General features: G+C 31.6%; 1 pseudogene. It reads left to right on the forward strand.

The window, feature by feature from the left end:
- Window positions 1–231 (forward strand): annotated as a pseudogene (locus tag ACXAHM_RS26490) (IS4 family transposase); the annotation flags it as partial.

Here is a 231-nt window from a genome sequence, read left to right on the forward strand (position 1 = left end):
AACTCCTCCATATCAAATCTTTTATCGGAACAAGTGAAAATGCTGTAATGATTCAGATTTGGACTGCTTTGATTACTATTTTGATTTTAAAATATCTCAAATCGGTAGGTGAATTTGAGTGGAGATTATCTAACTTGATTGCATTCATAAGGCTCAATTTATTCGTTAAAATTGATCTCAAAAAATGGTTAGATAAACCTTTTGAAGATCCTCCGAAACCTAGGCCAATAT

It is taken from the genome of Flammeovirga sp. AWQ4_249, from assembly GCF_056161045.1.